This window comes from Chryseobacterium sp. HMWF035, assembly GCF_003094695.1.
Classification (GTDB): domain Bacteria; phylum Bacteroidota; class Bacteroidia; order Flavobacteriales; family Weeksellaceae; genus Chryseobacterium; species Chryseobacterium gambrini.
Map to the genome: position 1 here is coordinate 1 of NZ_QEHP01000029.1, position 25,398 is coordinate 25,398.

The 25,398-nt window shown below is 36.6% G+C and carries 23 protein-coding genes and 1 pseudogene; 16 read left to right on the plus strand and 8 right to left on the minus strand.

Annotated features, from left to right (window positions below; genetic code table 11):
* Positions 1–165: 165 nt before the first annotated feature.
* The 3 genes from DD829_RS05380 (at position 166) to DD829_RS05390 (ending at position 2,431) form a co-directional block, all read left to right on the plus strand.
* Positions 166–798 (plus strand): hypothetical protein, encoded by a 633-nt coding sequence (locus DD829_RS05380; RefSeq protein ID WP_123906813.1) that lies wholly within the window; start codon positions 166–168, stop codon positions 796–798.
* A 17-nt stretch (positions 799–815) separates the two neighbouring features.
* Positions 816–1,571, plus strand: a complete 756-nt coding sequence (locus DD829_RS05385) for a hypothetical protein (RefSeq protein ID WP_123906814.1) — start codon at positions 816–818, stop codon at positions 1,569–1,571.
* 488 nt (positions 1,572–2,059) lie between these two features.
* Positions 2,060–2,431, plus strand: a complete 372-nt coding sequence (locus DD829_RS05390) for a septal ring lytic transglycosylase RlpA family protein (protein ID WP_076395606.1) — start codon at positions 2,060–2,062, stop codon at positions 2,429–2,431.
* A 57-nt stretch (positions 2,432–2,488) separates the two neighbouring features.
* Here the strand turns inward: DD829_RS05390 and DD829_RS05395 are convergent, their stop codons facing one another.
* The 3 genes from DD829_RS05395 to DD829_RS05405 form a co-directional block, all read right to left on the minus strand.
* On the minus strand, positions 2,489–3,253 hold the full coding sequence (locus DD829_RS05395) for an exodeoxyribonuclease III (RefSeq protein WP_108410674.1): 765 nt from the start codon (positions 3,251–3,253) through the stop codon (positions 2,489–2,491).
* Between the two features lie 86 nt (positions 3,254–3,339).
* Positions 3,340–4,884 carry a bifunctional response regulator/alkaline phosphatase family protein gene (locus tag DD829_RS05400; protein WP_076395602.1) on the minus strand — a complete coding sequence of 515 codons (1,545 nt, stop codon included), beginning with the start codon at positions 4,882–4,884 and terminating at the stop codon, positions 3,340–3,342.
* Between the two features lie 128 nt (positions 4,885–5,012).
* Positions 5,013–6,653 (minus strand): S41 family peptidase, encoded by a 1,641-nt coding sequence (locus tag DD829_RS05405; RefSeq protein ID WP_116547590.1) that lies wholly within the window; start codon positions 6,651–6,653, stop codon positions 5,013–5,015.
* Positions 6,654–6,918: 265 nt separating this feature from the next.
* Between DD829_RS05405 and DD829_RS05410 the strand changes: the two genes are divergently transcribed.
* The 9 genes from DD829_RS05410 (at position 6,919) to DD829_RS05450 (ending at position 15,117) form a co-directional block, all read left to right on the plus strand.
* A complete protein-coding gene (locus tag DD829_RS05410; protein WP_108409976.1) occupies positions 6,919–8,145 on the plus strand; it encodes an HD domain-containing protein in 1,227 nt (408 codons plus the stop codon).
* A gap of 72 nt (positions 8,146–8,217) precedes the next feature.
* A complete protein-coding gene (gene lpxD / locus DD829_RS05415) occupies positions 8,218–9,237 on the plus strand; it encodes a UDP-3-O-(3-hydroxymyristoyl)glucosamine N-acyltransferase (protein WP_076395596.1) in 1,020 nt (339 codons plus the stop codon).
* Between the two features lie 4 nt (positions 9,238–9,241).
* On the plus strand, positions 9,242–10,639 hold the full coding sequence (locus DD829_RS05420; RefSeq protein ID WP_076395594.1) for a bifunctional UDP-3-O-[3-hydroxymyristoyl] N-acetylglucosamine deacetylase/3-hydroxyacyl-ACP dehydratase: 1,398 nt from the start codon (positions 9,242–9,244) through the stop codon (positions 10,637–10,639).
* Positions 10,640–11,434 (plus strand): acyl-ACP--UDP-N-acetylglucosamine O-acyltransferase, encoded by a 795-nt coding sequence (gene lpxA / locus DD829_RS05425; RefSeq protein WP_076395592.1) that lies wholly within the window; start codon positions 10,640–10,642, stop codon positions 11,432–11,434.
* Between the two features lie 27 nt (positions 11,435–11,461).
* Positions 11,462–11,800, plus strand: coding sequence for a hypothetical protein (locus tag DD829_RS05430; RefSeq protein ID WP_228408133.1), 339 nt, complete (start codon positions 11,462–11,464; stop codon positions 11,798–11,800).
* Positions 11,801–11,818: 18 nt separating this feature from the next.
* Positions 11,819–12,385 (plus strand): elongation factor P, encoded by a 567-nt coding sequence (gene efp, locus DD829_RS05435; protein WP_076395590.1) that lies wholly within the window; start codon positions 11,819–11,821, stop codon positions 12,383–12,385.
* Positions 12,386–12,572: 187 nt separating this feature from the next.
* Positions 12,573–13,475, plus strand: coding sequence for an LpxD N-terminal domain-containing protein (locus DD829_RS05440; protein WP_108409977.1), 903 nt, complete (start codon positions 12,573–12,575; stop codon positions 13,473–13,475).
* A 90-nt stretch (positions 13,476–13,565) separates the two neighbouring features.
* Positions 13,566–14,438, plus strand: a complete 873-nt coding sequence (gene sucD / locus DD829_RS05445; protein ID WP_047488432.1) for a succinate--CoA ligase subunit alpha — start codon at positions 13,566–13,568, stop codon at positions 14,436–14,438.
* Positions 14,439–14,454: 16 nt separating this feature from the next.
* Complete coding sequence (locus DD829_RS05450) at positions 14,455–15,117, plus strand: porin family protein (protein WP_108409978.1); 663 nt, start codon at positions 14,455–14,457, stop codon at positions 15,115–15,117.
* A gap of 85 nt (positions 15,118–15,202) precedes the next feature.
* Here the strand turns inward: DD829_RS05450 and DD829_RS05455 are convergent, their stop codons facing one another.
* The 3 genes from DD829_RS05455 to DD829_RS05465 all read right to left on the minus strand — a co-directional run bounded on the left by DD829_RS05455 (position 15,203) and on the right by DD829_RS05465 (position 17,867).
* On the minus strand, positions 15,203–16,510 hold the full coding sequence (locus tag DD829_RS05455) for an ABC transporter permease (RefSeq protein ID WP_108409979.1): 1,308 nt from the start codon (positions 16,508–16,510) through the stop codon (positions 15,203–15,205).
* Between the two features lie 2 nt (positions 16,511–16,512).
* The gene (locus DD829_RS05460) at positions 16,513–17,424 is read right to left on the minus strand and encodes an ABC transporter ATP-binding protein (protein WP_108409980.1); all 912 of its coding nucleotides are present in this window, start codon (positions 17,422–17,424) and stop codon (positions 16,513–16,515) included.
* Between the two features lie 92 nt (positions 17,425–17,516).
* The gene (locus tag DD829_RS05465; protein WP_108408557.1) at positions 17,517–17,867 is read right to left on the minus strand and encodes a T9SS type A sorting domain-containing protein; all 351 of its coding nucleotides are present in this window, start codon (positions 17,865–17,867) and stop codon (positions 17,517–17,519) included.
* 120 nt (positions 17,868–17,987) lie between these two features.
* Here DD829_RS05465 and hemB point away from each other — a divergent pair, with 120 nt between their 5' ends.
* Entirely contained in the window at positions 17,988–18,977 is a 990-nt protein-coding gene (gene hemB / locus DD829_RS05470) for a porphobilinogen synthase (RefSeq protein ID WP_108408556.1), read from the plus strand.
* Positions 18,978–19,159: 182 nt separating this feature from the next.
* On the opposite strand, the gene DD829_RS05475 is transcribed toward hemB, so the two are convergent.
* Positions 19,160–19,888, minus strand: coding sequence for a hypothetical protein (locus tag DD829_RS05475; RefSeq protein WP_087709283.1), 729 nt, complete (start codon positions 19,886–19,888; stop codon positions 19,160–19,162).
* A 177-nt stretch (positions 19,889–20,065) separates the two neighbouring features.
* On the opposite strand from DD829_RS05475, the pseudogene lptB reads away from it, so the two are divergent.
* The 3 genes and pseudogenes from lptB to DD829_RS05490 all read left to right on the plus strand — a co-directional run.
* Positions 20,066–20,791 (plus strand): annotated as a pseudogene (gene lptB / locus DD829_RS05480) (LPS export ABC transporter ATP-binding protein); the annotation flags it as partial.
* Between the two features lie 501 nt (positions 20,792–21,292).
* Entirely contained in the window at positions 21,293–23,023 is a 1,731-nt protein-coding gene (locus DD829_RS05485; protein WP_108410294.1) for an ABC transporter ATP-binding protein, read from the plus strand.
* Positions 23,024–23,117: 94 nt separating this feature from the next.
* A complete protein-coding gene (locus DD829_RS05490; RefSeq protein WP_108410293.1) occupies positions 23,118–24,074 on the plus strand; it encodes a helix-turn-helix transcriptional regulator in 957 nt (318 codons plus the stop codon).
* Positions 24,075–24,448: 374 nt separating this feature from the next.
* Here the strand turns inward: DD829_RS05490 and DD829_RS05495 are convergent, their stop codons facing one another.
* Positions 24,449–24,949, minus strand: coding sequence for a DinB family protein (locus DD829_RS05495; protein ID WP_108411175.1), 501 nt, complete (start codon positions 24,947–24,949; stop codon positions 24,449–24,451).
* Positions 24,950–25,398 lie beyond the last annotated feature (449 nt).

The window sequence follows — 25,398 nt, forward strand, 5'->3', positions numbered from 1 at the left end:
CTTGTGAGATGTGAAAATAATTTTTGAAATTATATATAATTAAAAATATTTTATTTTTATTAGTGAATGCACAAATGGGGTATGGTACACTTTTATACATTCACTGGTTAAAATGTAATTTAAAATCTTTAAAAACTTATGAAAAAATTTTTATTAACAGCGACTATGTTAGTCGGATTTGTGGCGATCGCTCAGGCTCAGCAAGGAAGAGTGGGGATTAATACAACTACTCCCGCTGCGACTTTAGATGTTGTGGGTGCGCCAGCTGACGCAACTAAGCCGGACGCATTATTGGTCCCTCGTTTAACAAGAGGTCAGTTACAGGGAAAAGATGCAGTGTATACTGCCACCCAAAACGGAGCATTAGCATTTGTTTCCTCGATTGCTGATGGTACTGCTACTGGAAAAGCAGTAAATATTGCGGCTACCGGATTCTATTACTATGATGCACCAAACTCTGTTTGGGTTGCTGTAGGTGGAGGTGGAGCTTCAACTCAAAGATATGAAACAATAAGAGGTACTGCAGTTATTGTTCCTGGAGCATCTTACACTGTTGGTAACAATGATTATTTTATTGAAACTACAGCAGCAGCAGGTGTTACCATAACGTTACCAGCAGCAACTGCCGCCAATAATGGTAGAGTTGTGGTTGTGTCTAATCAAAATACTGCAGCTTCTACGGTTACTGTAGTTGATGCAAGTAGTACACCCGTTGCAGGTACGGCTACTGTTTTGCAGTTTAGAGGGAAACATTTCATTTCAGATGGAACAAAATGGGTTTCAATCTCTTACAATTAATCTTTAAAATTCAAACAATGAAAAAAATAGTTTTATTTAGCATAGTTTCTCTCCTGTCATCTAACTTTTATTATTCTCAGATAGCAACAAACCAAACGCCTGTTGCAACTATAACTGATGAGAACGCATTTCTAGATGCAAGTTCAAATTTTGATCAGAGTGCTAACTCTTCTAATACAGTTGGTAAAGGGTTAGTATATCCTAGAACAAACCTTACAACGTGGGTATTCAAAACTGATATAGTTGACGGAATCAATTTCCCAACAGGATTTGATGGAATGGTTGTATACAATACAGGTACAGGAAATACTTTAACAGGAACCAATAATCCAAGTGTTGCCTCTGCTGTGACTCCAGGATTTTACTATTTCTCAAATCCAATAGTAGCAGGAAGTGCAACAGGAAGTGCAGCCGTTACAAATGGAAGATGGTTACCTTTGGGAGCTGCTTCTGCAAAGTTTAACGCTGTAAATAATGCTGCTGCTGGTGTTGCAACAAATACATTAGTTGACGGTAATCAGGTTTATGCATATAAAGGACAATTTACTACTACAGGAAGCTCAACAGCTGTAACGTTAGCTGTTCCAACTGGTCTTACATCAATGTATGGAATTACCATCTTTAAAAAGGCTTCAACAGGTAACAAAGTTGTATTCTCTAAAGAATTATATTCTTATGATTCTTCAACCGGTGCTGCGATTACAGGCTCTCAAAGTATGTCCGTAGTTTATCCAGCTGATACATATGATTATATTATTGAATATTTCAAATAATATTTGAATAATAACAAATAGACAATATTTAAAAACCAATGAGATGTCCTCATTGGTTTTTTAGTTTATATAAAGTGCGTTTATGGGTTATCTAGCAGGATAATTTGATCTCCTTATGTATCCTTATTTTAATGCTATAAATTTCCGTTTAGCTTTATACAGCAATTTTAATAAAATTGTTCGTAAACTAAAATCTGCAATAAATTTTTTCTTAAAAAATAAAATCTTAAAATTCATTAACTTATTGATTGGTAGAGGAATAATTGTGTTAAAAATATCTTAATCTCAATAATTTAGTTAAAATTGTTAACTTTTACCTTTATTTTTTAACACTTTTTAACAATAGCTCTTAAATACCCTATCCATAGGAAGTTAAGAAAAATATTAACATAAAATTTTATTTTCATTAACACTTGTTAACAAATAAAATAGGTCTTTTAAAAGATTCCTTATAGATTTGCCCCTGTCAAAACCAATAAAATTTCAAAATGATGAAAAGATTCATTCTCGTAATCATAATGATGATTTCAACCTTTGGTATTTATTCTTTCAAAATGAATGCCATAGATGCGAAAAAAACAAGTTATGCATCGTACTACCACGATAAGTTTAACGGTAGAAAAACTGCAAGCGGAGAAATCTTTGATAATGCAAAGTTCACCGCAGCCAACAGAACGCTTCCATTTGGAACAAACATTAAGGTAACGAACCTTAACAATGGTAAAGAGGTAATAGTGAAAGTAAATGATAGAGGACCTTACCATTCATCAAGAGCTTTAGATATGTCTAAAGCAGCGTTCGATGAAATCGGAGATACCGACAGAGGTACAATTCCGGTGGAATATGAAATTGTCGACTAAAATTTATGATTTTAAATTTTAAAAAGCCAACTGATTCAGTTGGCTTTTTGCTTTCTTTTAAAGGCTTAATTCTACTAAGGCAGGACAATGATCAGAATGCACGGCTTCTTTCAAAATAACAGCTCTTGTGAGCTTATCTTTCAAACTGTAGGAAGTGAAATTATAATCCAGTCTCCACCCTTTATTTCTTTCCCGTGAATTTTGTCTGTAACTCCACCATGTATAATGGTCGGGTTCATTATTAAAAAATCTGAAACTGTCGATCAGTTCGCATTCGTTGATAAAATTCGTCATCCACTCTCTTTCCATCGGTAAAAAGCCGGAAACATTTTTCAAACCTGTCGGGTTATGAATATCTATCGCTTCATGACAGATATTAAAATCGCCGGAAATAATAAGATTCGGAATTTCCTTCTTTAAATTTTTAATATACTCTAAAAAATCATGGCAAAACTGCATTTTGAATTCCAGGCGCTCAATATTCGAGGCAGAGGGAACATATACCGAAATGGCAGAAAACCCGTCAAAATCTGCACGGATGATTCTTCCTTCGTTATCATAACTTTCAATACCGCAGCCATATTCTACATGACTGGGTTTTGTTTTAGACGCAATTCCGACGCCGCTGTAGCCTTTTCTTACTGCGGAATGCCAATAACTGTGATATCCCAGTTTTTCGAGACTTTCAATATCGATCTGGTCGTTTCCTGCCTTACTTTCCTGAATGCAGATGATGTCCGGATCCGCTGTTTTCAGCCAGCCTAAAAAATCTTTGGTAAATGCAGCACGGATTCCGTTGACGTTATAAGTGATTAATTTCATGATTCAAAAGTATTAATAAAAAAGAAGCGGAAAAAATCTTTGATTTTTTCCGCCCCTCTCTTCACCCGAAGTCAAACTATGAAAAACTACTTGGGTTCCAAAATACTGAATGGAATGATGCACTCTTCCAGAGAAATCCCTCCATGTTGATACGTTTCTTTATAGTAATTCACAAAGTGATTATAGTTCTTTGGATAAGCAAGGAAAATATTATTCTTCGCAAAAATATATTTAGAGCTTAAATTTCCTTTCGGTAAAAACAGCTTTTCAGGATTCGTAATTGCCCAAACATCACTGTCGTCATACGTTAAACTTTTTCCGGTTTTATAACGGATATTCGTAGAAGTTTCTCTGTCTCCTACAACTTTGCTCGGCTTTTTCACATAAACCGTTCCATGATCGGTGGTGATTACTAATTTGAAACCACTTTCAGCGGCAACTTTAATAATTTTCAGTAAAGAAGAATTCTCAAACCAGTTCAATGTTAAAGATCTGAACGTTTTATCATCACGAATCAGTTGGTCAACAATATGATTATCCGTTTTTGCATGAGAAAGAATATCAATAAAATTATAAACAATTACCAACAGGTCATTGTTTTTATGCTGATTAAAATCGTCATAAATCTTTCTCTCAAAATCAGCATTCAGCACTTTCAGGTACTTCATGGATTTGGAGCTTAAACCGATTCTTTTCATCTGATCTTCCAGAAAATCGCGCTCAAATTCATTTTTATTTCCTTCCTCATTATCGTTGAACCATTTATCAGGAAAACGCTTTTCAATTTCAGAAGGCATTAAACCCGCAAAAAAAGAATTTCTCGCATACTGAGTTGCAGTAGGAAGAATACTGTAGTAATAATCTTCAGAAACCTTATTATAGAATTTTGTGAACAAAGGTTCAATCATTTTCCATTGGTCATAACGGAGATTATCCACCATCAGCAATAAAACTTTATCCTTTTCTACCTCAGGTTTTATCTTATCTTTAAAAAGCGTGTGGCTCATAATAGGTTTGTCTGAACCATGAAGCCAGTCTTCATAATTATTTTCAATAAATTTTGCGAACTGGATATTGGCCTCCTCTTTTTGCGACTGAAGAAGATCTGCAAACTCATTATCTGCTACTTTATCAAATTTAATTTCCCAGTTAAGGATTTTCTTATAATATTCAGCCCAATCCTGATACGTTCTCAGATAAGAAAGTTCCATAGAAAGATTTCTGAATTCCTGCTGATACTGCAAAATCGTTTTCTGCTCCACAAGATTATCCTGCTGAAGATTCTTCTTTAACGACAGTAAAATCTGGTTCGGATTCACCGGTTTCAGGATATAATCCGCAATCTGAGATCCGATTGCTTCTTCCATGATGTGTTCCTCCTCACTTTTCGTCACCATTACTATTTTAAGAGAATTATCTTTATCCTTAATCATCGGAATGGCTTCCAGTCCCGAAATTCCGGGCATATTTTCATCAATCAGGGTCAGTGCAAACTTTTCCGAGTCCATGAGTTCAAGTGCCTCATTAACATTGTTTACGGGAGTTACCTGATATCCCTTTTTTTCAAGAAAAACGATGTGTGGTTTTAGTAAATCTATTTCATCATCTATCCATAATATCTTTTCCGACATAATTATTTTTTTACATGGTTATTGTATCAAATTGCTGACCAATTAATTCTAAAATCTGCCAAAATCCGCAGATGTAAAGTTAAATATAAGTTAAATGAAATAACGTAATAATTGTGTTTTTGTTTTGTCTATTGCCCACTTTTTAAATATTCAAGAGCCCTTTCCAGAATTTCGTCTTTTCCCTGCTGTATTCCTTTCACCGTAGGACGTACGATAATGTCAGGAATAATCCCGATTCTCTGCGTTTCTCTTCCGTCCGGATAATACGCTCCCAAACCCGTAAAACACGTTTTAAGACCGGCAATATTAAATGAAATGACATCACCGTTTGCTCCCGAAGTGTATCCACCGATTACTTTTGCTTTCGGATGCTGCTTAAGCATCATTACGGTTGTTTCAGCCTGACTTTGCGTCACCTCATTCACCAGAATGACCACATTTCCTTTATAATAATCCGGATTATTTCTTCCGATGTTGTTTTTACGGCGGTAAAATTTGCTTAAATAATTGGTTTCTGGAAAAATAAATTCATAATAAATTTTATTTTCAGGAAGCAGCAACCTGCTCAACGGCAAAATCGTCATATTCGGATAATTTCTGGAGTCGAAAATGATCGATTCTGTATTTTTCAGATTTTCGAACATATCATTCAGATCAGATCTTTTGATTAATCCCATGTTCACATAACCCATCTTTTTTTCATCATCGAGAAACTTCCATTTTTCAGGAACAGGAGGATTTTCGCGAATAATTTCTTTCTGCAAATACGTTTTTACTTTTATGGCTAAATTAATTCCGTCCCTTTCAATTTTAAGCCCGAGAGAATCTTTATTGGTGTACAGGAAAAGATATTTCGACTTGTTGATCTTTCCCCATGAATTCGAAGCCGGAAGATATTTTCCAAACAAATTAATTTTCTGCGGAATCGTTAATCCTTCAACATCGTAGATCACATCACCAATTTTGAGCGGATTTTCTTCATTAAAAATAGTCGGATATGTTTTCGTTACAACCAGCTTTCCTTCCGCATAAGAATACTGTACCGGAACATTTTTTCTTCCGTATTGGTTTAAACTAGTCAGCCTTGAAAATAAAAAAGCGTGCGAATCATCCGTTTTGGTCACAAGTTCCGCTAAAGTTAAATGATAGCTTTCATCACTATCAACAGCAAGAAATTTTGGAATCATTTCACTTAAAACATCATTCCAGTTTTGATCGGTTTTGTATTTGTACGCAAAAAAATATTCTGCATAATTCCAGTATCTGAAGAATTCCAAAAGAGCAATTTGTTTTGAAGTAAATTTCGAGCCGTAAGAATTTTCATTCCTGAAATAAACCTTTCTTCCGTTTAATCCGAAATAATAATTTTCACCGGTATTCCTGTTGTTCTCAATAAATTTCAGCTTTTCACGTACATTTTCAGAAAAAATACGCTGATCATTCATCCATCCGAGATCAAAATTTTTTAAGAAATAAACTTTATCGTTATCATTTACGCAATTTTTACAATCTTCAATTTTTCCGAGACTTTCAATCCAGTTAGCATAAAATTCATTCAATTGATCTTTATTGTTAATATTTTCAAGTTCATCAATTTTCTGAAATAATTGCTGATCCCAGTTGAACTGTCCTTTCGATACATTCGGATGATAATACTTTAAAAATCCCCATACTTTGCATAACGATTCAAGCTTTTGGGTTTCCGATAAAGTCTGCGCCGAAAAATGTAAGTTTAAAAATAAGATAATGAAAAGGGAGAATTTTCTCATGAAAAGGTTATTCAATCAAAGATAGCTTTTAAACACAAACAGCACAACTATTTATTCAAAGAAGATTTTATCCAGCCTTTGCTGAGTGAAACGCTTTTGCGAACGAAAATATGCAGCACAACTGTAAACAAAATCTTTGCGGACTTTGTGTTAAAAACAAATTCAACAAAGAAAGTTACTTTTAAAACAACAAACAGTTTAATGAAAATTAATTACCTCTAAAATATAAAATTCCTAAATTTGTTTGCAAATACAGACGTTTTCAATGCAGAATAAGCTAAAAATCATCAACGATCCCGTTCACGGATTCATCAAAATTCCCCATGAAATTTTATTCGACATCATAGAGCATCCTTACTTCCAGAGATTAAGAAGGATAGGACAGACTGGGCTTTTGAACCTCATTTTTCCGGGCGCTACACATACAAGATTTCATCACGCTTTGGGAGCCATGCATCTGATGTTTACCGCATTGGAAACTTTGAAGCAGAAAGGCGTGAAAATTTCAGAAGAGGAAGAAAAAGGAGCCATGTTGGCGATTTTAATGCATGATATTGGTCATGGACCGTTTTCCCACGCTTTAGAAAATATGCTGATGGACGATTGGCATCACGAAAAATTATCTTTATTACTCATGAATCGCCTGAATGATGAATTTAACGGAGAATTGTCTTGTGCCATCGAAATGTTTCAGGGAAAATACCACCGTAAGTTTTTCAACCAGCTTATTTCCTCACAACTGGATGTGGACAGACTCGATTATCTGAAACGGGATAGCTTTTTTACGGGAGTTTCCGAAGGAAGCATCAATACACAGAGAATCATCTCTATGATGAACGTTTGCGATGAAGGCGAATTGGTGATTGATGCAAAAGGTGTCTATTCTATTGAGAATTTCCTTACCGCAAGAATGTTTATGTATTGGCAGGTATACTACCATAAAACGTCTGCTCTGGCAGAATTTCTTCTCGTTAAAATTTTAGAAAGAGCCAAACTTTTGGTGTCGCAGGGAATCGATTTACCGGCAGCGGAAAATCTGAAATACTTTCTTCATCGCGGGAAAAGTGCTGCTACAGATGAAGATATTGAAAGATTCACGCAGTTGGACGACAATGATATTATTCAGGCAATGAAAAACTGGCAGCACGCAGACGACATGATTTTGTCTTACTGGTGTAAATGTGTGATCCAGAGAAACCTTCCGAAAACCATAATTTCTTCACATCCTTTTGATGAAAGTTTTATTGAAGAAAAAGTAAAAAATGTGAATGAATTTTTCGGAATTCATAATGGTAAAGAACTCGTCCATGAGATCAAGAGAAAACTGCTTCCGTACGATACTGAAAAACAGCCGATTTATCTGTTGCAGAAAAACGGTAAAAAAATCCGTCTTGACGAATCGGAAGACCAGCTTTTATCGGGCTTGATGGTAAACAAAACAACAAGGTATATTCTTACTTTTCCAAGGAATATTTCACACATTATTTCTTAAAGAATATTAAAATTTACGTTCCGAAAACTAAAAAATGTTTGCGAATTACAGAATTTCTTATCTTTGCAGAATATGGAATTTACAGCTTCGCAAATTGCAAGTTTTATCGACGGAAAAATAATAGGTGACGAGAATGCACTTATTACTGGAGTTTCGCCCATAGAAAGTGGGGAAACAGGACATCTTTCTTTCATCGCGCAGGATAGATTTTCGCATTATTTAGAGACTTCAAAATGTTCCGTTATCATTGTTTCGGAAAAGCTTATCTCAAAAGATTCTTATAATCCTACCGTTATTACAGTAAAGGATGCCTATCTCTCATTTCAGATTCTCATGAATCTTTATCAGGAAATGCAGGGCAGAAGAACAGGAATCGAAAACGGTTCTTCCATCCATGAAACCGCTGTAATCGGCGAGAATGTGTATATCGGAGCTTTTACCTACGTTTCAGAAAAAGCAAAAGTAGGAGAAGGAAGCCAGATTTATCCGCAGGTTTACATCGGAAAAGGCGTGAAAATCGGGAAAAACTGCAAAATCGACAGTGGTGCGAGAATTTATGATTACTGCATCATCGGAGACAATTGTGTTATTCATTCCAACACAGTGATCGGAGGAGATGGTTTTGGATTTCAGCCAACTCCGGATGGATTCAAAAAAATTCCGCAGTTAGGAAATGTGATCATTGAAGATGATGTGGAAATTGGTTCCAACTGCAGTATAGACAGAGCAACCATCGGTTCTACCGTAATAGGAAAAGGAACAAAGATCGATAACCTGATCCAGATTGCACACAACGTAAAAATCGGAAAAAATAACGTAATTGCTGCGCAAGCCGGAATTGCAGGATCTACAACCATCGGAGACTGGAACCAGATCGGAGGTCAGGTGGGCGTTGTAGGACACATCAAAATAGGAAATCAGGTAAAAATACAGGCTCAGAGTGGTGTAAATTCCAGCGTAAACGACAGAGAAACCATTTACGGTTCTCCGGCGATCAGCTACAACGACTATCTTAGAAGTTATGTACATTTCAGAAACTTACCTGAAGTGGTTAAAAGAATAAATAATCTCGAGAATAACTCAAAAGATTAAACTAATGAGTGATATGCAAAAAACACTTCAGCAGGAAGTGACACTTTCCGGAATCGGACTTCATACTGGTAAAGAAGTAAAATTAACCATGAAACCTGCAAAAGAAAATACAGGTTTTGTATTCGTAAGAACAGATTTGGAAGGGCATCCTCAGGTCGAAGCAGACGTTAACTACGTTGTGGCTACAGAAAGAGGAACAACATTAGAAAAACTGGGCGTGAAAATCACAACTTGTGAGCATCTTCTGGCTGCTTTGGTAGGATGTGATATCGACAACGCTATTTTAGAAATGGATGCTTCTGAGCCGCCGATTTTAGACGGTTCTTCAAAATTCTTTGTAGAAGCAATCGAAAGCGTAGGTGTGGTAGACCAAAATATTGCAAGAGAATATCTTGTGGTAAAAGAAGTGCTTACTTACAGCGATCCGGCTACAGGATCTGAGATCACCATTATTCCTTCAGATACCTACGAAGTAACAACGATGGTAGACTTTGGAACCAAAGTTTTAGGAACTCAAAATGCTACGCTTAAAAATATTTCCGAGTTTAAAGAAGAAATTTCATCGGCAAGAACATTCAGCTTCTTACACGAGCTGGAAATGCTTTTGGATCATGGATTGATCAAAGGGGGAGATATTTCCAACGCAATTGTTTATGTAGATAAAGATCTTACACCGGAAACTACAGAAAAACTAAAGAAAGCCTTTGGTAAAGATAACGTATCAATAAGACCAAACGGAATTCTTGATAACCTGAACTTAAACTATCCCAACGAAGCCGCAAGACACAAATTACTCGATGTGATCGGTGATCTGGCTTTGGCAGGAGTGAAAATAAAAGGAAAAGTAATTGCCAACAAACCGGGACATTACGTAAATACCCAGTTTGCAAAAAAACTGAACCGTCAGTGGAAATTGCAGAAGAAGAAAAATGTTCCTGATTTTGATTTAACAAAAGAACCGGTTTTCGATATCAACGGAATCATGAAACTCATGCCTCACAGACCTCCGTTCTTGTTGATCGATAAAATTCTTGAGCTTTCAGATTCTCATGTTGTAGGTCTTAAAAATGTTACAATGAACGAACCTTTCTTCGTTGGACATTTCCCGAAAGAACCCGTAATGCCGGGAGTTTTACAGGTAGAAGCTTTAGCTCAGACAGGGGGGATTCTTGTTTTGGCAAGTGTTCCGGATCCCGAAAATTACTCTACGTATTTTATTAAAATAGATAAAGTAAAATTCAAGAGAAAAGTAATTCCCGGAGATACGCTTATTTTCAAGATTGAATTAATAGAGCCTATCAGAAGAGGAATTGTTCATATGCAGGGTTATGGTTACGTAGGAGATACAGTAGCGGTAGAAGCAGAACTTATGGCCCAAGTTGCAAAAAATAAAGTTGATTAAATGATTCATCAATTAGCAGCCGTAGATAAACGTGCGAAAATCAGCAAAAATGTAATCGTAGAACCCTTTACTACTATTGCAGGGGACGTGGAAATTGGCGAAGGAACATGGATTGGTCCCAATGTTACCATCATGGATGGTGCAAGAATCGGTAAAAATTGCAGAATTTTTCCGGGAACGGTAATTTCTGCGATTCCTCAGGATTTGAAATTTGATGGTGAAGATACGCAGGTAATTATCGGCGATGAAACAACGATCAGAGAATGTGTAACGGTAAACAGAGGAACAAAAGCCCTCGGATTTACCAAAATAGGGAAAAACTGCCTTATTATGGCAACTTCCCATATTGCTCATGACTGTGTTATCGGAGATCATGTGATCATCGTAAACGGGTGCGGTATTGCAGGCCACGTAGAAATCGGAGATTATACCGTAATGGGTGGTTTATCTGCTGTTCATCAGTTCGGAAAAATCGGAAAACATGTAATGATTTCAGGAGGTACTCTGGTAAGAAAAGACATTCCGCCTTACGTAAAAGTAGCGAGAGAGCCGATGTCTTATGCAGGAATTAATTCAGTAGGTTTAAGAAGGAGAGGATTTACCAACGAAAAAATCTTTGAAATTCAGAAAATTTACAGAGCAATTTTCCAGATGAAAATGAATGTTTCCCAAGCGTTGCTTTACATCGAAAAAGAAATGCTTCCGACGGCTGAAAGAGATGAAATCCTTCAGTTTATCCAGAACTCTCCGAGAGGGATCGTAAAAGGATACGGAACAGGGAAGGAAAGAGAATAATAAAGAAAAATTTAGCACTGTTATCAAATGAAAAGTCTGATTTTTGTTTTAATGTTTTTTACCATATCTTTTTTGTCCGGACAACAGACAGAAGGATTAAAAACGGAAAAAACAGCCAAGACTTCTATTTTGGAAAGAAGACTGCCTTCAAAATCCAATGACAGCATTGCTAAACATAATCTGAATGATATTCTGAAACAGAATAATTCCGGTAGCAGTTCAATTTTTGGAACTGCAAATCCTTATCATTCCGAGATCCAGACCAATGTAAACAGACTGAACAACAATGTGAATTCATTCAACAATAATGTTTTCAACAGACTGCCAACTCAGGGAGAAGGAATACAATTTAACAAAAGAAAATAAAAAAATATATAATAATTAATGGCAACAAGTAACGATATCAGAAAAGGACTTTGCATCGAATACAGCAACGATATTTATAAAGTTATCGAATTCCTTCACGTAAAACCGGGAAAAGGTCCTGCTTTCGTTAGAACAAAATTAAAATCTGTAACCAACGGTAAAGTAATCGACAATACTTTCTCTGCAGGTCACAAAATTGATGAGGTAAAAGTAATCACAAGAAAATACCAGTATCTTTATGATGATGAAAATGGCTTCCACTTCATGAATAACGATGATTTCTCTCAGTTATACCTTAACAAAGAAATGATCGAAAACTCCAACCTGATGAAAGCGGGTGAAGAAGTAACCATCATTTTGAAAGAAGTGGACGAAACTCCGCTTTCGGCAGAATTACCGCAGTCCGTTTATCTGGAAGTTGTAGAAGCTGATCCGGGTGTAAAAGGAAACACTGCAACCAACGCTCTTAAAAATGCAATCGTAGAAACAGGAGCAAGAGTGATGGTTCCTCTGTTCATTGAACCGGGAGACAAAATCAAAGTAAGTACAGAAGACGGTTCTTACCTTGAAAGAGTAAAAGAATAATTATTCACAAATAATATGAGGCTGGAAGTATCACAACTTTCAGCTTTCATTTTTTATGTCAGCTTTGTAGTGTACCCTGAGCTTGTCGAAGGGTATGGTCGGGCTGCGATTAAAGTTGGAAAAACAAATCCGTGTCAAGATTCCAAACTAAACACGGTTGAAAATTTAAAACATCATTTAAAAAAATATGACGTTTCATCAACCCCAAAAACTGAAAACCATTGCCGAACTTATCGGGGCAAAATTTGTAGGTTCAGAAGACTTCGAAGTGTTTGGAACGAACGAAATTCACATGGTAAAAGCCGGTGAAATCGTTTTCGTTAACCATCCGAAATATTACGATAAAGCATTAAATTCTGCTGCAACGATTATTTTAATTGATAAAGAAGTAGAATGTCCGGAAGGAAAAGCACTGTTGGTTTCAGATGATCCTTTCAGGGACTTTAATAAAATCAACACCCATTTTACAAGAATTTATAACTTCACGGAAGAACTTCATGATGCTGAAATCGGAGAAGGAACAAAAATTCATGCTTCTGCGGTCATTGGAAATAACGTGAAAATAGGAAAAAACACCCTGATTTTTCCTAATGTTGTCATTGGCGACAGAACCGTAATTGGCGACAATGTAGTGATCCAGTCCAACACTGTTTTAGGAGGCGATGCCTTTTACTACAGAAAACTGAACGGCAATTTCGACCGCCTGATTTCGGTAGGAAATGTAGTGATCGAGAACAATGTAGAAATCGGAAACGGTTGTACCATCGACAGAGGAGTTACAGATTCTACCATTATCGGAGAAGGATCTGTTCTAGATAATCAGATCCAGATCGGTCACGATACCGTGATCGGAAAAAAATGTCTTATCGCTTCTCAGGTCGGTATTGCTGGATGCTGCATAATTGGTGATGAAGTTACTTTATGGGGACAGGTCGGCATTGCTTCAGGAAATAAAATCGAGAGCGGAGCTGTAATATTAGGGAAAACCGGAGTAAACAGAGACCTCGAAAAAGGCACCTATATCGGGATGTTTGCAGAAGATTTTAAAACCTATCTGAAAAAAGAAGTCAAACTGAGAAATCTCAAATAAACAAATTAGTTAGATTTATCTTTAATCAAAGAAATTTAATTAAATTTGTGTGCATTTAAAAAGTAATAAATAAATTAAATAAATAATAAAATGTCAATTTTAGTAAACAAAGATTCTAAAGTAATTGTACAAGGATTTACAGGGAACGAAGGTACTTTCCACGCAAGCCAGATGATCGAATACGGAACCAACGTAGTAGGTGGTGTTACTCCGGGAAAAGGAGGAAGCGAGCACTTAGGGAAGCCTGTATTCAATACGGTAGCAGACGCTGTAGAAAAAGCCGGAGCTAACGTAAGTATCATTTTCGTACCGCCTGCATTTGCTGCTGACGCTATTATGGAAGCTGCTGAAGCAGGAATCAAAGTAATTGTATGTATTACTGAAGGTATTCCTGTAGCAGATATGGTGAAAGTAAAATCTTACATTGCTGACAGAGACTGCAGATTAATCGGTCCGAACTGCCCGGGAATCATTACTTCTGAAGAAGCTAAAATTGGAATTATGCCAGGTTTCGTTTTCAAAAAAGGTAAAGTAGGTATCGTTTCTAAATCTGGTACTCTTACTTACGAAGCTGCAGATCAGGTAGTAAGAGCGGGTTACGGTATTTCTACAGCAATTGGTATCGGTGGAGACCCGATCATCGGAACAACTACAAGAGAAGCTTTGGAATTATTCATCAACGATCCTGAAACTGAAGCGGTGGTAATGATCGGAGAAATCGGTGGAGGTCTTGAAGCGGAAGCAGCAAGATGGTACAAAGCAAGTGGTTCTACAAAGCCGGTTGTAGGTTTCATTGCAGGACAGACTGCTCCTAAAGGAAGAACAATGGGTCACGCAGGTGCAATCGTAGGCGGAGCAGAAGATACAGCTCAGGCTAAGATGGAAATCATGAGAGAAAACGGGATCAACGTGGTAGACTCTCCTGCAGATATTGGTGCTACTGTTGCAAAAATTCTAGGATAACATAAAACATAACGATATGAAAAAATTTTTATTAGCCTCTGCATTGGCACTTTCTACGATGTCTTTCGCACAGATCGATTTTAGTAGCACAAGATTTGGTGTCACTGTCGGAGGAAACTATTCCCGAGTAAAGAATGCTCACAATCCGTCCGGACCCAGATATACCGTTCAGGCAGGAGTATTGGCTTTAATACCGATAGGTTCAGAAAACCAGTTCTTCCTACAGCCCGAAGTGGTTTACTTTGGCGCAGGAGAAACAGGGAAGGATAAGGATGCCAAAAACTATCCGGGTTATGATGCGGTATATGCTAATAACTATCTGAGTGTACCTATTTCTTTTAAAGGATATTTTTCCGAAGCTGAATCTGAATTTTTCGGATTGATAGGACCTAGATTTAATTTCTTATTAAGTCAGAATGTGAAAAATGCACCTAAGATCTACTACACGAAAGATCAGATTGATCCGAATTATCCTAATGTAAACGGTAAAGCGAGTTCATTTAACTTTGGAGTGGGATTAGGAGTAGGATATAGCTATAAAAGACAGCTGGAACTTACGGCAAGATATGATTTCGGGATTACGAATACATATCCCGGTCTTAATCAGGAGCCGAAAGGAACTGATAAAGGAAAATCTGAGCAGGTTCTTAGTGTAAGCTTAAGCTACATCTTCAAATAAAAATTGATTCTATCAAAACATAAAAAATCCCGAAACACTCAGTTTCGGGATTTTTTTATGATAGGTAAATCTTTTCGTTTAAGTATTATCCTTTAATCCATTTCAGGATTTCCTTCAGAGTAGCTTTATTTCCGTACATCAGAATTCCTACACGGTAAATTTTACCGGCTAAAAAGATCATGAAAAGAGTCGTTCCTAAAAGCAAGCCAATAGAAAGCGCAATCTGCCACGCCGGAACTCCGTAAGGAATTCTTGCGATCATTGCCACAGGAGAGGTAAACGGAATAATAGAAAGCCAGAAACCTAAAGGACCATCCGGATTATTCATTAACGTAAAACTTCCATACATTCCAAGCATTAAAGGCAGAACCGCAAATAAGGTGAACTGCTGCGTTTCTGTCTCGTTATCTACAGCAGAACCTATTGCTGCATAAATGGAACTGTAGAAGATATATCCCAAAAGGAAAAATGTAATAAACACAAAAATAATCAGCGGAAAGTTCAGTTCCAGTAAGCTGTGTGAAATCTGGGTTCCGATTTGTAGAATATCGAATTTACCTGCGACATCTTCATTTCCCGGAATGTTCTTCGGAATGGCAGAAAATCCTGTATTCAGCACCAAAGCTCCGATAACCGACATCGTGATCCACACGATAAATTGAGTAAGTGCAACCATTGTTACCCCCAGAATTTTACCCATCATCAGTTCAAAAGGTTTTACCGAAGAAATAATAATTTCCACAACACGGTTGTTTTTCTCTTCCAGTACGCTTCTCATTACCCTAACTCCGTAAATAATGATAAACATAAAAGTAACGTACATTAAAAGCATACTCAGAACACTTTTTACGCCGAAAGCAAGATCAGAATCTTCTTTATTGTTTTCTGAAACGTTGATGGTTTTTAAATTAAAACTTTTGTCCAGATTATCAAGTTGTATTTCTGCGATGCCGAGTTTCTTTATTTTTTCCTTTTTAATGACTTCATTAATGTCCGAAACAATCTTCTGCTTCGTATCGAACCCGATTTTATTGTTGATGACAAGTCTCGTATTCTTTTCCAGTTCGTCAAAATTCTGATCTTTCAGTTCAGGCAGAACCAAAATCCCGTCTAAAGATTCATTGTTCTTAAGATTATTGATTTTTGACTTTTCATCTGCCGCCGAAACAAAAACATAGTTCAGTTTGTCATTCGATTTCAGTTGATTTTTAAACAGACCGTTTTTATCCACTACTTCAATAATGCTGTGAGATTCATTAGCCTTAAACATCAAACCGATAACCGCGCCAAAACTCAATAAAAGAATCGGAGCTAAAAGCGTTAATATGATGAAAGATTTTTTCTTAACCTGCGTAAGAAATTCTCTTTTTGTAATTAAAAAAATATTATTCATAACTAAGAATTATTGCTTACCGCATTAATAAACACCTCGTTCATGCTCGGAATTTTTTCGTCGAATGACCTTACTTTTCCTACATTCACCAGATCCAGAAGAATATGATTTTGGTCAGTCTCATTTTTCAGATCAAAAGAAACCAGGTTATTTTCATGATTGATATTGAAAATTTCATATTTATTTTGAAAACTTTCCAGTTGATCGTTTTTTACATCAGAAAGCGTGATCCCAAAAATATTTTTCTTGAATTTCTCGCGTACATCAAAAACTCTTCCGTCGATAATCTTTTTTGAATTATTAATTAAAGCCACATAATCGCACATTTCCTCCACACTTTCCATTCGATGAGTAGAAAGGATGATTGTTGTGCCGTTGTTTTTAAGATCAATGATCTGGTCTTTAATTAAATTGGCATTCACAGGATCAAAACCAGAAAAAGGTTCATCCAGAATCAATAAATGCGGACGGTGAAGAACGGTAACCACAAACTGGATTTTCTGCGCCATCCCTTTTGACAGCTCAGACAGCTTTTTCTTCCACCATTGGTCGATGTGAAGTTTATCAAACCACTTTTTGGCTTCCTGTAAAGCATCATTCTTTTTCATGCCTTTCAACTCTCCGAAGTAGAGAAGCTGATCTCCAACCGTCATATTTTTATAAAGCCCGCGTTCTTCAGGCATATATCCGATGTCTTTAATATGATCCGGATTAAGCTTTTGTCCGTTGATCTGTATTTCTCCGGAATCCGCCTGTGTAATTTGATTGATGATCCGGATAAAAGAAGTTTTTCCGGCTCCGTTCGGACCTAAAAGCCCATAAACACTTCCTTTCGGAACATGGATGCTGAAATCATCCAAAGCTACCTTTTTACCTGCGTTATAGGTCTTTCTAATATGTTCAGCTTTTAGCATTAATTTGTTTTTATAATTAGGATAAAAATGTTCCGAAAGTTACGGAATAATTAAGCTAAAAGAAAAAATCCTGATGATTATCAGGATTTAAATTATTGTTTCATAATCTGCGTGACTTTCATTGTGTTGTCACTCAGAATATATCGGATTAAATATTTACCGGGCTTTAATTTTTCAATATTAATCTCTCCGGAATTCATGTTAACCGAGTAACTTGCGATCTGCGTACCTAAAATCGAGTAGAAAATCACACTTCGGATTTTCAGGTTAGGATCTTTAGCCTTTACGATAAGGAAATCCTTTGCCGGATTAGGATAAGCAACAAGCACTCCGTCATCAGACTTCTGAGAGAAGGAAGCCGGCTCTTTAATCTGCGCTTTCATATTGTTGGAAAATCCAACAAAAGCGCCTAAAAAGATAAACAAAAGTAAAAGTTTTCTCATCAAATTATAATTTCTAAGGGATATTTTAACAAAAATAATTAATTCTGCAATTCTACGCAATAGTTTTTTATATAAGTTGTAGTAAATTTGCATTAAATTTCATTCAAAAAGTATTCCAAAATGATACATTCAAGAAATAGAAGGCTGAGAGTAAACGAATCTGTAAGAAGTCTGGTAAGAGAATGTTCTCTTACAACCAACGATTTTGTAATGCCGATCTTCGTAATGGAGGGCGAAAATAAAGAAGAACCGATCCCGTCGATGCCGGGAATTTTCAGAAGAAGTATTGATCTGACGGTGAAAGAATGTAAGGAATTATTTTCTTTAGGCGTAAAAGCGGTTAATCTTTATATGAAGGTTTCAGAAGACCTGAAAGACAATACCGGAAAAGAAGCATGGAATAAAAACGGACTGATGCAGAACACGATCAGAGCGATAAAAGATGCGCTTCCCGAAATGGTGGTAATGCCTGATGTTGCTTTAGATCCGTATTCTATTTACGGTCACGACGGAATTATCGAAAACGGAAAAATTGTAAATGATGCTACAAACGATGCTTTGGCAAGAATGTCGGTGTCACACGCAGAAGCCGGAGCAGACATTGTGGCACCAAGTGATATGATGGATGGCAGAGTTCAGGTCATTCGTGAAGCATTGGAAGACAGCGGATTTACGGATGTGGGTATTTTAAGCTATGCTGCAAAATATGCAAGTTCTTTTTACGGACCTTTCAGAAGTGCATTAGACAGTGCACCGAAAGATAATATGGAAATTCCGAAGGATAAAAAAACATATCAGATGGATTTTCATAATTCCAGAGAAGCGTTAAACGAAGTTTTTAAGGATATTGAAGAAGGAGCCGACATTATCATGATTAAACCGGGACTTCCGTATCTGGATATTGTTTCTAAAGTACGTGAAGCGATTGATCTTCCGATTGCGGTTTACAACGTGAGTGGAGAATATGCAATGGTAAAAGCGGCTGCACAAAACGGATGGCTGGATAATGACAAAACCATTATCGAAAGCTTAACCTGCTTCAAAAGAGCCGGAGCTGATATGATTTTCACCTATTTCGCGAGAGAAGCTGCAATGATTTTGAACAGATAATTTTTTCACATTATACTTTAAATAAAAAAACATTTCGGATCGAAATGTTTTTATCAATAGAAACGGGCTTTAGCCCGTTTTTTACTGATGAACTCTAAATTAGGCTTTAGCCAAAACTTATTTTGAAACCAAAGAAAATGATTGATGATTGTAAACTTGGCTAAAACCCATTCCTAAAAGCATCAGGAAATATTAAAATCTTTCCCTTTTGTAAATTTCGCAGCAAAAGGAGCTTGGTTTCCTGTATATTTCAGAACAAAATTCTTTTTTGTATCTGTATCAACATTGGCTTTCACTTCCACATCCTGCGTCTGGAAACTCACATCAAGATTTACTCCTGCGTCTTTTTCAAGATTAATTTCCACACTTTCTGCATAAAATAAAGAAGTACTCAGATAATTAAATTTGATGTTCTTTCTGTATGATCTGGATTCGTTTTGCGTAAATTCAGAATATTTTCTAAGGATTTCTATTCCGGGAGAATCTATGTTGGTGATTCTGGATTTTGTAACGCCGTTTACTTTTACAGAAAAATCTTTGGCGCTTTTAATGTCGCCTTTAATTCCGATATTGAAAAGAGAGGGAAGAGCAAGTCCGAATTCAATCATGCTGTCTTTCGTAAATTCAAAATCAGGAATCAGAGCCGGAAATTTCTGAACATTCATCAGTTGATTTTTAACCGTACTTAACTGGTCGCTGCCAAATAAATAGCCTATGAGATTATTATTCGTGGTTCTCCAGTTTCTTCCGTTCCATTCGTAGATTTCGCAAAGCAAAGTATCGGTGGAAGAATGCGGAAGCAGATCCATATCCTGCCATTTGAAAACTTCTTTCGCGTAAGGTCTTCGGTTAATGATGTTTACACCAAGATCTAAAGCTAAAAGCTCGGTAAGCTGTTGGTTATTTTCCATAGTAATAATAAGTGTTGATGAAAGCTTAAAATTATGGAAATAAAATAAAGTTTTTTAAAAATTTTGAGTTAAATATTATTCGAAGAATCTTTAAACGATGTATTAAAATTTCACAAAACTTTCAAGTCCATTTTTTTATCTAAAATTTGAATTCAAAAAAACTTTATCTTTGCCCTTATGATTTTACGCGGAGAAAACTTAATCAAAGAATACGGTCCTAAAAAAGTAGTAAAAGGCGTTTCTGTACAGGTTCAGCAGGGAGAAATTGTGGGTTTGCTTGGTCCGAACGGAGCAGGAAAAACCACTTCGTTTTATATGATTGTCGGTTTGGTTAAGCCTACTTCCGGAAAAATTTTCCTCGACAAACAGGAAATCACAACCGATGCCATGTATCGCAGAGCTCAGAAAGGTATTGGTTATCTGGCTCAGGAAGCATCTGTTTTCCGTAAACTTTCGGTGGAAGACAATATCATGGGCGTTTTGCAGTTGACCAAACTTTCAAAACGCGAACAGCAAATGAAATGTGATGAGCTGATTGAAGAGTTTTCTTTACAGCACGTCCGCAAAAACCGTGGAGATCTTTTATCCGGTGGGGAAAGACGTAGAACAGAGATCGCAAGATGTCTTGCAACGGATCCGAGTTTTATTCTTCTGGATGAACCTTTCGCGGGAGTAGACCCAATTGCGGTAGAAGATATCCAGAAAATCGTAAGAAGTTTGACCGATAAAAACATCGGAATCCTCATTACCGACCACAACGTACAGCAGACTCTGGCAATTACCAACAAAACATACATTATGTTTGAAGGAAGAATTCTGAAAGAAGGACTTCCGGAAGAACTGGCAAACGATCCGCAGGTAAGAGAAGCTTATTTAGGAGAAAACTTCGTTTACCAGAGTATTTTTGATAAGCCGAACAAGAAAAGCTATGCTTACAATATCTGGGCTGGAAATTTCGATTCTAAAACCCAGTTTCAGAATTTTGTGGATGAAAATTTTGCTCAGTTTGATGATCTCAGATTAATGCATGGCTTTGAAGACATCAGTTTTGCCTCATTGGGAAATTCCGAAATTCAGCATATTTTTAATGAGGTGGTCGATAAAAATGCCAATAATTCGTTTGTGTTTCAGAAGAAAGAAATCAATTCCAATTATTCTCTGGAACAGGCAGAAGCAGACTCAAAAGCAGCGGGAAAGCCTGAACTGCATTATCTCACGACTTACGTATTCGAAAATTAAATTAAGGCAAATATTTGCTGAAAAATAGAATAAAACGTACCTTTTTCTCTGTAAAACGGTACGTTTTTTATTTAAAATCATCGTATGGCAAAACCTTTCAACAGAACTGTCACCTTATTCGGAATCTATAAACAGCTTGTTCCTTTCATCAGACCGTATCGTTTGATGATCTACGGAACACTTTTTCTAACCTTTTTGGGAGCTTTGGCGGCGCAGGTCAATCCTTTGGTTTTAAAATATACGGTGGATGAGGTAACCAAACTTACGCATCTTTCGCATCCGATGTCGGAAGGAATTCATATTCTCGTTATCATCTCCGTTATATTATTGGGAAAAGAACTGCTGAATATTTTTATCAATTTCGGACAGAAATTCTATGGCGAAAAGATCAGGATTAATGTAAGTTCTATTCTCGCGCAATCTGCCATCGATAAAATTTTAACCTACAGAGTTGCCTATTTTAATGATGAAAACCACGAATCCGGAAAATTACAGATCAGAATAGACAGAGGAATTGAAAGTCTAACACGACTGGTGCAGAACTTTTTTATCGATATGCTGCCTTTGTTTTCCAATGCAATTATCGCTTTAATCATCATGTATCTGCAAAATGTGTACGTCGGAATTGTTTCCACCATCATTGTTCCCATCTATTTTTATGTAAGCTCATTACAGGCGAAGAAGTTAAGCGGAGTACGAAGAACTTTGAGAAACCAGCGTGAACAGAAAACTTCAGGACTTTTAAATCTAATCAACTCCATTATGGTGATTAAAAGTTTTGTCCGAGAAAAATTCGAAGGAAAAAAACAGTACGACTTGCAGATGCAGCTGATGGAAAGTCAGATGTTTACAAGAAAAACAAATTTTATTTATGATGGATTAAAAACGTTTATTGAACAGTTCGGAGTGGTTTTGATAATCCTTCTGACAGTTTACCTCGTTCTCGATCAGCAGATGACCATTGGCGCGATTATGCTTCACATCATGCTTTTCAATAATGTTTCGGCTCCCATTCGACAACTGCACAGAATTTATGATGACATGAATGACGCGATGATCTATGCAGAAGGGTATTTTGATATTTTAAATGCAGACGACGAAAAAGAACCGAACGGTAATTTTGTAGAAAAAGAAATCAAAGGAAATTTTGAACTGAAAAACATCAACTTTACGTATCCGAACGGAACAAAAGCGCTTCACGATGTTTCCATGAAAATTGAAAACGGAAAAACCACTGCGTTAGTGGGGTTAAGCGGCGCAGGAAAATCAACGATTATCAATCTTCTGTGCAAATTTTATCTTCCCGATTCCGGAGAAATTCTTTTGGATGGTGTAGATCTCAATCATTTCGACAATACTTTTCTGAGAAATGATCTGGGATTGGTACTTCAGAAAAACCACATTTTCCAGGGAAGCATCGAAGACAACATCCGATACGGAAATATGAATGCGACATTCGAAGAAATTGAAGAAGCTGCGAAAAAAGCCTATCTTCACGATCAGATTTTAGATTTACCGGAAAAATATAACCATGATGCTACGCAGCTTTCCGGAGGACAGCAGCAGAGAATTGCCATCGCCAGATTATTTTTAAAAAATCCACCGATTATTTTCCTTGATGAACCAACGGCGAGCCTCGATGCCATTGCAACAGAACAGATCAAAAATTCTCTGGATGCGATAAAAGAAGGCAGAACCGTAATTATTATTTCCCATTCTTTATCGCAGATTTTAGATTCAGATAAAATTTATGTGATGAAAAAAGGCAGGGTTGTGGAAAGCGGCACTCACGATGAACTGGTACAGATCGACGGAACCTACAGAGAAATTTTTGATGCCTCTGCGAGAAGTTTGAATCTGGATAAATTGGTTAATACTTATAATGATAAAAGATAAAAGATAACTTTGCTAAAACGCTAAAACGCTAAAACGCTAAAACGCTAAAACGCTAAAACGCTAAAACACTAAAACACTCCGACCTTCACACCCAATGAACGACCATTACCTCAAAAAACTCGACCGCGTCACGGCAATTCTCACCCAATTACAGTCGAAACCGCTTGTAAGAGCGCAGGATCTGGCTGCCAAATTTGATGTGAGTGTAAGAACCATTTACCGCGACGTAAAAACACTGGAAAATGCAGGAATTCCGATCATTGGTGAAGCAGGAAGCGGTTATTCTCTGATGGATGGCTACAAATTGCCACCCGTCATGTTTACCAAAGAAGAAGTTCTGAGTTTCATCACCGCCGAAAAACTGATGCAGAAATTTTCGCATCAGAGTTTGGGGAATCATTATCAGACCGCGATGGAAAAAGTGCGTTCCGTTTTAAAATTTTCCGATAGAAATCTAATCCAGAATATTGAAAATCAGATTGATATTTTTCAGTATCATGCCGAAACCGAAGATACCATTAAAGACGTTCTTCCTACGATTCTGGAAAGTATAGCCGAAAAACAGCAGTTAATCATGGAATATAAAACCGTTGATGAGGAAATTTCTACAAGAACCATTGAAGCAGTCGGCGTTTTCTTTGAATTCAATTATTGGTACATCATGGCTTACTGTACCTTAAGAAACGATTTCCGGCAATTTCGTATTGACCGGATTTTAAAGATTTCGAAAACCCAGAATCCGTTTTTAGGAGAGTATGGGCAAATTAATGATTACAGACAAAGCAGCAACGGCAATAAAACACGCGTAAGACTTCTGGTAGAGAAAAAGATCATGACTTTTCTGGTCAATTCCAAAAAATATTATGGTTTAACCCATGAAATTGAGGCAGATAACGGAATGGTAGAACTCACTTTCGAAACAGAATCCATCAAAGACGGATTTCCGCGCTGGCTGATTACTTTTGCAGATTATGCAACGATTTTAGAACCCGAAACCCTCAAAGTACAACTCAATGATTTGTTGTCAAAGATTGCAGACAAACATCAATAAAAACCCCAACAATTGCTGTTGAGGTTTCTGGCAATAATTTAAGATGATAAACTTATTTAAACTTTTATTTTTTACCTCAAAAGAACACTTTAGTTATTTTAAGTTTAATGATTAATATAAAAAGAACACATAAGTTAACAAAAATCAAAGGTTCCTTTTGCAAACCTTTTGAAATACCTTAATAAATTCTATAAAGTCTTTTGCTTCTTTTGCGGTTAAATTTAAAATTAGCTTAAACAAACTTCATGTTTAAAGAAGAACGGATCCGCAGATCATAAAAGTTCGTTAAAATTTAATCTATGAGACGCATCTCCGCTCTTTTTCCTTACTGCGGTTTCGTGAGAGAATCAATGATTTCAGCTTGAACAAAGGCATTAACGAACCGAAAATCTCTCCCAAAAAAAAGGCGGTTCAATTCCCAAAGCTCTTAAATAAACGTACCCTTGTCCACGGTGATGGATTTCATTATCAACGAAATACAGAATATTCTGATACACAGGAAATTCATACTGTCCGAATAAATTAAAAGTCTCCTGAAAACGCTCCTCCGAAATCTGCGCAAAATAATGATTGATCGTTTCCGTTTCTTCGTCCCACTTTTTCAGAAGTTCCTCCTTCGTTTTCGGCGCAAAACCCTCCTCATTGTAAGCTTCCATATTTTTGTCGACAATCCCCTTCAAAGCAGGTCCGCCAATGCTGATTAATTCAACCGCTAACTTTGCGAACGGTCTCATTCCCGCAATAGAAAATTCAAATAAATCCTTTTCAGGAAACGCTTCGATCACTCTTCTCGTTAAATTTCTGTGACCCTGCCAATGTTCTAATAATTGTTCCGAAGTCATAAACTGTTTTGTGATGGTTGCTGTAGTTGTCATAGTTTTAATATTGTTTGTTATTGTTGATACAAAGATAAACCGGGGTGATGACAACAGTTTGTCAGTAGGATTTTCAGGATAAAATTTTTTTTCTTTTTAAAATAATTTTTAATATTTCTCCGTTAGATAATCATACTTAAAGCAATGTTAGGTAGATAAATAATTTGAGGGTGACCGGTTTTTTAATCGGTCATTTTTTATTTAAAAACAAAAAATCCAGAGTAGTATAACAGTTAGTATTAACGATGTCATCCTGAGCGCGAAGCAGTCGAAGGATCTTTATTTTTTAAGAAGCTGTTTCCAGCTTTCCGCACTCGCTATTTACAAAGTTTCGGCTGCGGCGGCAAAGCCGTAGTCATGGTCGGAAGATTTTTTTTATTATTTTGAATAATGTTTTTTTTAATTTAACTATTTGATTTCCAATTAATTGTATTTCTGTTTTGGTTTTT